6 protein-coding genes are annotated in these 8,516 nt (G+C 63.8%); 4 read left to right on the plus strand and 2 right to left on the minus strand.

From position 1 onward, the window contains the following. The first annotated feature begins 123 nt into the window (after positions 1-123). The 4 genes from ACWPVA_RS21135 to ACWPVA_RS21150 all read left to right on the plus strand — a co-directional run bounded on the left by ACWPVA_RS21135 (position 124) and on the right by ACWPVA_RS21150 (position 4,059). Positions 124-876, plus strand: a complete 753-nt coding sequence (locus ACWPVA_RS21135) for an IS6 family transposase (protein WP_024899183.1) — start codon at positions 124-126, stop codon at positions 874-876. A 68-nt stretch (positions 877-944) separates the two neighbouring features. Further along, positions 945-1,571, plus strand: a complete 627-nt coding sequence (locus ACWPVA_RS21140; protein ID WP_454289675.1) for a LysR substrate-binding domain-containing protein — start codon at positions 945-947, stop codon at positions 1,569-1,571. Between the two features lie 399 nt (positions 1,572-1,970). Beyond that, on the plus strand, positions 1,971-3,482 hold the full coding sequence (locus ACWPVA_RS21145; RefSeq protein ID WP_454289676.1) for an MFS transporter: 1,512 nt from the start codon (positions 1,971-1,973) through the stop codon (positions 3,480-3,482). A gap of 10 nt (positions 3,483-3,492) precedes the next feature. After that, positions 3,493-4,059, plus strand: coding sequence for a TetR/AcrR family transcriptional regulator (locus ACWPVA_RS21150; protein ID WP_454289677.1), 567 nt, complete (start codon positions 3,493-3,495; stop codon positions 4,057-4,059). 19 nt (positions 4,060-4,078) lie between these two features. Here ACWPVA_RS21150 and ACWPVA_RS21155 read toward each other — a convergent pair whose 3' ends face one another. Both ACWPVA_RS21155 and traA read right to left on the minus strand, forming a co-directional pair. After that, positions 4,079-4,837, minus strand: a complete 759-nt coding sequence (locus ACWPVA_RS21155; RefSeq protein ID WP_006473465.1) for a DUF6118 family protein — start codon at positions 4,835-4,837, stop codon at positions 4,079-4,081. 11 nt (positions 4,838-4,848) lie between these two features. After that, positions 4,849-8,451, minus strand: a complete 3,603-nt coding sequence (gene traA / locus ACWPVA_RS21160) for a Ti-type conjugative transfer relaxase TraA (RefSeq protein WP_024269998.1) — start codon at positions 8,449-8,451, stop codon at positions 4,849-4,851. Positions 8,452-8,516: the final 65 nt, after the last annotated feature.

Raw genomic sequence — 8,516 nt, forward strand, 5'->3', positions numbered from 1 at the left:
GACACAGATGACACCGCAGCCAAAGGCGGCAAAGTCGAGCGGGCTTGTCGCAAACTTTCGGGCTTAACCGTATGTTGACCATAGGCATGGAATTTGCCGCTCCGAAAGTTGCGGAGCGAGCCCATGATTCTGAATGCTATTGCCGAGAAGCTGAAGCGCCAATCAAAGGATGACTTCAAAGGCAGGCATTTCGAGGCCTGGTTGATTGTACAGGCGGTTGCCTGGTACTTGCGCTACCCGCTCAGCTATCGTGACTTGGAAGAGATGTTTCGCGAGCGGGGCTTTGAGGTCGATCATAGCACGATCAACCGCTGGGTATTGGCCTATGCGCCGATGATCGAAAAACGGCTTCGGCAGTTTAGGCGCCCCCATTGCGGCTCGGTCAGAATCGATGAGACGTACGTCAAGATCCGCGGCAAATGGCGCTATCTGTACCGAGCCATCGACAAGCATGGCAATCCGGTAGATTTCCTGTTGACCGCTAAGCGCGATCTCGCCGCCGCCAAGCGGTTTTTCCGCAAGATGCTCAAAGACGAACCCTTGTTGTCGCCGACCAGGATCGGGACCGACGGGGCCAACACCTTCCCGTCAACGATCAAAATGTCGGTTGATGATGGGCTCCTCCATCCCGATCCCGTCCACTATGTCACCAAGCACCTCCAGCAAGGCATCGAAAGTGACCATTTCCGGGTAAAGAAGAACATGCCAAAGATCGGTGGCTTCCAATCCTTCAACACGGCGCGGCGAACCATCGCGGGTTTCGAGGCAATGCTGTGGTTGAGGAAAGGCTTCAGCTTTTCCGGCGGTTGGACTGTCAACGATCAGAACGATTTTCTTGCGCGCCTCTTCGGACTGCAAAAGATTAACAAAGCATGAAAATGAGGACGCTCAGGGGATAATCGCGCGCTCCGAAAATGTTTGCGACAGGCCCGGCGGAAGGGCTGTTGAGCGAGCTTGGCGGCTTGAGCACCGGTCATCTCGACATCGAGGCCAGCCAGACAATCGCGAACTATTGGCTCCCTACGAGGCTATTGCGGTTCCGCACGCTTCGCCCCGGAATCTCGGTAAGCTTCCGCGACGGCAACACGGCCAGCGTCGTGCAGGCGGTGATTTCTGGGCGCGCCGAACTCGGCTTCATCGAGGGGACCGTCGATGAACCGGCCCTTGCGGCACGCTCCTTGCACTCCGATGAACTGGTTATCGTTATGTCGTCGCGCGCGGGCGGCGCTACGTCCGATCGCCTTCAAGGGCTACAATGGGTCATGCGGGAGCCGGGATCGGGGACAAGGACGGAATTTGAGGCGGCGCTGACCGCGATCGGCATAGATAGCGCCACCTTACCGGTCGCATTGACGCTTCCAACCAATGAGGCCGTCTTGAGTGCGGTTCGAGGAAGTTTCTGCGCTGCGGCTTTGTCGCGCCTGGTCGTCGCGCCGTTCATCGCCTCTGGCGATCTACGTGCGCTCGATATAGCCCTAGCACCGCGCCAGTTCACAATCTTGCGCCACAAGGAACGGCGTCTGTCGGCGGCCGCACTGGAATTTGAGCGGATTTGCAGAGAACCAGATTAATGGGTGCTCACCCAAAGAGGCCGAACCTTTTTATGACCCTGCCGACCGATCCTGAGAAGGACAAGGCATAGCACCAACGAGACAACAAGTGGCAAAGGGATCGATGACATGACAGCCACATACCCCAATTCAACATCCCGCATCCCTGCGGCAGGGCAGAAGGGTAAAACCCCAAGGTCCGCTCCTGTCGTGACTTGACCTAGAAGGAGACCGTCCGCAATCCACCAGGCCAAGTCGTTAAGTGCTGTCGCGAAAGTTAGGAATTTCGCGACAAATTGATCGCGCCCCGGAATGCGAAGCCCCGCTGTCGGCCATTGTCTGAAGTTCCTCACGGGCAGGCGCTTGATACTTTACTAACTTGTCTGTAAAGTTTGGCTACTCTCACTGAATGGTGCTATCATGCCTGCCGCCCACTCGAACCGCTGGGTTCTTCTGGTGACCGTCGCCGCCGGTCTCCTGCTTATCGTTCTGGACAATTCGGTCCTCTACACGGCCCTGCCTACCCTGACGCGCGAGCTTGGCGCGACGGCAACGCAAGGGTTGTGGATCATCAACGCATACCCCCTCGTCATGGCCGGCCTGCTGCTCGGCACCGGGACGCTGGGTGACAGGATCGGTCACCGGCGCATGTTCCTCATCGGCCTCGTGCTGTTCGGTGTCGCGTCGATTGTGGCGGCCTATTCGCCTACAGCGGAAATCCTGATCGGGGCGCGGGCCTTTCTGGCGGTCGGCGCGGCGGCGATGATGCCCGCGACACTCGCCCTCATCCGCGTCACCTTCGAGGATGACCGGGAACGCAACATCGCCATTGCGATCTGGGGGTCGTTGTCGGTCGTCGGCGCTGCGCTCGGACCGATCATCGGCGGTTTTCTGCTCGGCCATTTCTGGTGGGGGTCGGTGTTCCTCATCAATGTGCCGGTAGTGGTCGCTGCCTTCATTTCGGCGCTGATCGTTGCGCCGAAGGTGGCCGGCGATGCGACCAAGCCTTGGGACGTGGTGTCGTCGTTTCAGGCATTGGTGGCGCTGTCGGCTTTTGTGATCGCGATCAAGGAATTTGCCCATGCCGGGCAGTCGTGGGCCGTCCCCGCTATTTCGCTGCTGGTTGCCATCCTCGCCGGAGCGCTGTTCGTCCGCCGGCAACTGCGCCTGCCGTTCCCGCTGCTCGACTTCTCGATCTTCCGCAATGCCGCGTTCACATCGGGCGTTCTAGCGGCCGCGTTCTCCCTGTTCGCCATCGGCGGTGTTCAGCTTGCTACGACGCAACGCTTCCAGCTCGTTGCGGGCTTCACGCCGCTGGAAGCCGGGATGCTGGTTTCGGCGGCGGCGCTCGGATCATTGCCGACTGCGCTGCTCGGTGGTGCATTCCTGCATCGTATTGGCCTACGTATCCTTATAGCTGGCGGGCTTGCGGCGGGATCGCTGGCGGTCCTGCTTGCGACATGGGGCATCACTCATGGCCTTGGCTGGCTGATCGCCGGTCTGGCGCTGACCGGTGCCGGCGTAGGTGCAACAATGTCGGTGGCATCAACGGCTATTGTGGGCAATGTGCCTGTGCATCGCGCCGGCATGGCGTCGTCGGTCGAGGAAGTGTCCTACGAGTTTGGCAGTCTGTTCGCTGTCACAATTCTCGGAAGTCTTTTGGCCTACCTCTATACGGTCAACGTCGTGTTCCCCGCCGGAACCTCGGAAGCGGCCCGCGACAGCATGGCGTCGGCGCTGGTCTTTGCCAACGAGGCGGGGGCCGATGGTGTTGTCGTGCGTCAAGCGGCAGGAATCGCATTCGACCACGCCTATACGGTCGTCATGTACGTGGCGGCGGGTGTTCTGGCCGTGGGTGCCCTGATCACCGGCATCCTGTTGCGGCGCTACGGTCCCGGCTCGCAATCGTCAGCCTATCCCACACAACACTAAGGAAGCCGACATGGCGAGAGCCAGCAAGCGCCTCGAAGTGCTTGAAGCCATTGTGAGCATCATCGAGCGTGACGGCCTCACCGCCGTCACCCTCGACGCCGTAGCGCTCGAAACCGGCATGACACGCGCCGGCCTTCTGTATCATTTCCCGTCGCGCGAAGCCCTGATCCTCGCCACCCATGAGCATCTGACTCGCTCATGGGAACAGGAGCTGGAAGCGAGCGCCGGCAACACCTCGGACAGGGCGACAGACGCCGAACGACACGCCGCCTACATCAACACCTGCGCAAGAGCTGCCCGGCGGGTCGAACTGCAGCTCATGCTGGAAAGCTCCGACAATCGGCAGCTTGGCGATCTGTGGCAACAGGTCATCGACCGCTGGGCACCTCCTGCGCCGATTGGAAACGACGCTGCCGAGTTGGACAGGTTCATTTCGCGCCTTGCCGCCGATGGGCTGTGGATTCACGAGGCGCTGTCGTCGCGCCCGCTCCCCGAGCAACTGCGCAAGCGTATCGCGGCGCGCCTCGTCGCGATGGCCGCCGGACCTGTTGAGGCGGAAGAAAACCTCCCGAAATAACTGGTGTCCCCCCACAACCCTACTGCGCCGGTGCTGCCGGCGCTTTCACGGTGATGGTGCATTGCTGATCTGAACCGGCCGTGCGCGCGGCCTCGGCGCATTGCCCGATCGCCTCGGCATTGTCGCGCACGAGCTGCGAGGAATCGGCCACGCCGCGCCAGCTTCGGGGATCGGCCACCCGCATCATGGTGACGCCGGCGTTCCATCGGTCCTGACCTATGACGGTCGCCGCAACATGGGTGTCGGCCGAGAAGGGCAGGAAACGCGGCAACAGCAAAATCAGGAATATGCCGACGAACAGCCCGACAAGGCCGGCCATCCATATGCGGAAATCCTGACTTTTCCGGTCGTAGGCGCTTTTCGTATGAGCGGCGAGGTTCCGGCCGGCGCGCTCGAGGTCGGACGCCTGCCGCTCGAGCTGCTGCGCGGCGGTGCGTATCAGGGCCTCGCCGCTGCGCTCGAGGAGCGCCGCATAGTGTGTCGCACCCTGCCGGAGAATAGGCGATTGCTCTACGCCGTGCAGCCGCTCCGCAACATTGTCGAGCGCCTGCACGAGCTGGGCGAGCTGGGGCTTGTAGTCCTGCGCCGGCTCGATCTTTTCGAGCTGGTCGAAAGCCGCTTCCAGCCCGCGCCGCATCACGGTCATTTCCGCGCCGATCTGCGCGCCCTGCGTCTCGATCGTGCGCCGGAGCGCGTCGAACGCGGCGGCCGGGTCGCCGGCGTCCTCGTCCAGTGCTTCCGGCTCGATTCCTTCCCTGTCGTCGTCCAGCTCCGCCATATTCTCCGTGCCTACCTTCCCAAACCGATGCCCCGGCTAAGTTGCCGGCTGCGTGACATTTCCTCTTGCAGCTCGTGGGCGATGCTCTGCCCCCGGCGCTGCTGCTGCCCGATTCCGAGTTCCTGACGGCGATTGCGCAGGATGGAATCTACCTGCGGGTCACGCTCAAGGCTCTTGGTCATGCCGTTCATCTGGCTTTCGACCTTGGCGCGGGCATCGTCGTGCTGCCAGCCGCGAAGCTCCCGGCGCTGGCCCTGTAGCTCCTGCCAGCGTTCAACGAACCGCTCGGCCCTGATATTCGGGTCTTGCAGCGCCGCGTTTTCGCGCTTCATCCCGTCGATAACCTGCGCGACACGCTCCCGGCCGGAAAGCTCGGTCATGGCGCGCACCGTCGCCGGGTCGTTTTGCAACGTCGAGCGCAGCAAATCTTTCATGCCGCCCTGCACCTGGTCGAGCTGCCGGCCGGCATCGCCTATTTCCTGCCGCTGCATGTCGAGGACCGGCAAGCCCTCGCGCCGGTGCTGGTCGATCGACTGATAGGCCCGCGAATAGCGGTCAACGGCGGCCTCAAGCGGCGACTGCCCCCGCGCCCGCTCGGCCAGCCGGTCGGGCGCAGGCGCCTGCCGCAAGCTCCCTTCCCTTTCCGGCCGCTCTGTGCGCTCCTGTGAGGGGGCAGGACGCGCATTGAGCTTGAGGCCGGCGAACATACCGCGCCGCTGCTTCTCGGCCTGCTGCGGCCGTTTCTGGTCGATCTGCGGGCCGTCCGCGCCGGCGCGGTCTGGCTCGCGGCTCTCGGGCGCGGCGCGGCGGCCGAGTTTCAGGCCCTCGAACGGCCGTTGGCGCTGCTGTCGATCGCCGGCGAGATCCTCGCGCGGATCTGCACGAAGATCCTGCGCGAGATCCGCGCGAACTTTTTGCGAGGATCTCCGATCAAGGGCATGATCCCCGGCCGTCGACTCCCGTTCCGCACGTAGCCCGGTGCGCTCGGCCGGAATCTCGATCTCGCTGCGGACGCCCATTTGCTCCGCGATCCCGCGCCGCTCGGCAAAGTCGCGGGTATAGTCGAGCGTCGTTTCCTTCACGCCCGACCGCGACAGGCGGCGCTCTAGCTGGCTATAGGCCAGCTCGCCGGCGTCCTGAACCTTCCATGTGTTGCGGTGCGTCTGCGTCCCATCCGGCAAGGTGACGGGGGTGGAACCCTCATGCTGTAGGCCGATCTTCTCCCCGATCTCGGGCGCGGCCTCCTTCATGGCGCGCTCAAGATCGACGCCCCATAGGGTGCGCTGCTCGCCCTTGTCGTTTTCCAGCGTCACGAAATAGCTGTCGGACTTCTGCGGGTCATGCTCATAGGGCGCGGCCCCATGCTCGACCAGCCGGCCGGCATTGGTGAACTCGTCCTGTGCCGCGTAGAGCTGCACCCCGTCACGATGCCGGGTCATGGCGACATAGGTTAGATGCCGGTCCATCGTCCCCGACGCCATCACATAGGCGCGGTCCACCGTCGCCCCCTGATTTTTGTGAATCGTCGTCGCATAGCCGTGGTCGATCGCCTGATAATCGCCCATCGGCACGGAAACACTATCGCCGCCCCGGCCGTCGAGCGTGGCAATGATGCGGCCCGGCTCGACATGATCGACCGTGCCTAGCATCCCGTTTTTCACGCCAAGGTCGCGGTTGTTCTCCAAGAACACGATGCGGTCGCCGGGCGCGAACTCCCGCTTGCCGTCATTGGTCTGGAAGGTCAGCGCGCCGGCGTCCTCGCCCTGCGCCAGCTCGCCCCGGTCCTGTAGCTCGGCCCGGATCGCGTCGTTGATGGCGCGAACATCGGCCCGGCGATGCGCCATCGCTACGCGGGTGCCGTCCGGGCGCTCGTCGCGATCGGCAAGGTAGTCGCGCACGATCTGGCCCCGCGCGTCCTCGCCGGTTTCGGCAAAGCTGATATTGCCGCGATCCCGATAGGCCGCCAGCCCCTCGGCCGTCCGGTGCGTGGCGAAGTCAACCGACGCCTCCCGCTGCCAGTCCACGCGCTGCCGGCGAATCTCGGACAGCTCGGCATGGCCGATTTCCTCCGTGATCGCCCTAAACGGTGCGCCCGCCCCGATCGCCTGCAACTGCTCATGGTCGCCTACAAGGACGATCTTCGCCCCGCGCGCCTCGGCCTCGCCAACGAAGCGGGCGAGCTGGCGGCTCCCGACCATGCCCGCCTCGTCGATCACGAACACGTCGCCGCGGCCGAGTGTGCCGCGGTCGTTCTCCCAACCGCGGGACCATGACGCGAGGGTGCGGCTCTGGATGCCGGAAGATTCCTCCAAGCCCTCGGCCGCCTTGCCCGACAGCGCCGCGCCGTGGACCTGATAGCCCTCGGCCTCCCACGCCTCGCGCGCGGCCGCGAGCATGGTGGACTTGCCAGCGCCGGCATAACCGACAACGGCCGCGATCCTCTCCGGCCCGGTGATATGCTCGATCGCCCGGCGCTGCTCGTCCGACAGCCGGGCGGAAGCATCGCCGGCGCTGCGCTGAATGGCGGCGTCCTGCCGATCTATCGCCCGCTCGACATGCCGGCGATCGACGCCATGACCATGCGCGCCGTGCATCCGCTGCGCGCTCTCGATCATGCCGGATTCGATCTCGACCATTTCCCGCGTCGAATACCGCGCAAGCTCGATCTCGCCCGTTGCCGGGTCCGCGCGCTCGGGCTGCAACTCGACCAGCGCCGGCGAGGCCATCACCTTCGCAAAGGCGCTCTGGAACTCCTGCGGGTCGTCGTTGATGTAGCGATGCAGCGCCCGCGCAACGTCGTGCCGGTCGAACACGCTCTTTTCGCCGGTGATGAGGGTTAGAACCTGCTCGGGCTTCTCTCGGATCAGCTCGGCATTGCGCCGGGCCGCTTCCTCGTCCAGCCGCGACCGCGACACGTCGAGGCCGCGCCGCTCCATCTGCGTGGCATGGACGCCCATATGCTCGGTCGGCGCGATCTCTAGCCCGCGCTCCATGTGCGAACGATGGTCAATGCGAATATCTAGCCCGGCCATCGCAAGGCGCTCGTTGGCGATCCCCTCCCACCTCTGGCGAAGGTCGCGGAGCTGCATATCGGTCGTCGGCAGGTCGTGCGCCAACAGCCATTTGTTTTCGCGCTCAAGATAGGTCTTGTCGCCTAACCCGCCCTCCGTCACCTGCCGCGTGGTCATAAGCAAATGGGCATGGTGATTGCGAACGTCGCTCGCCTCGTGCGGCGCATGAATGGCGAAGTCCACGGCCGCGCCGTAGCGGTCGGCCAGCTCCTGCGCCATCTCCCGCGCCGCCTCTAGCCGCTGCTCGGCCGAAAGCTCATGCGGCAAGGCAATCTCGAACTCCCGCGCAACGCGAGCGTCCTTCCGCTTCTCGGCAAATTCGGCGGCGTTCCACAAGTCCGACCGATCCCGCGCCCAATCGGCGTTCACGCCTTCCGGCAAGACGATCTCGGCATGTTCAACACCCTGCTTGGCCGTGTAGTCGTGCGTGATCCCGTCGCGCTCGTTGGTCAGCTTCTCCCCGGCACGATAAGCCATTGAGGCGACGGCGCTACGGCCACCCGCCCGCGAAACTGGCTTCATGCTGAAATGGTAGATTGCCAACCCGTTGCCTCGATCCCGTTTCCGCCTTTCCCGCCAGCCTCCAAGCTGGCGGCGCGCTGAGTTAC

Source organism: Rhizobium arsenicireducens (assembly GCF_964021225.1).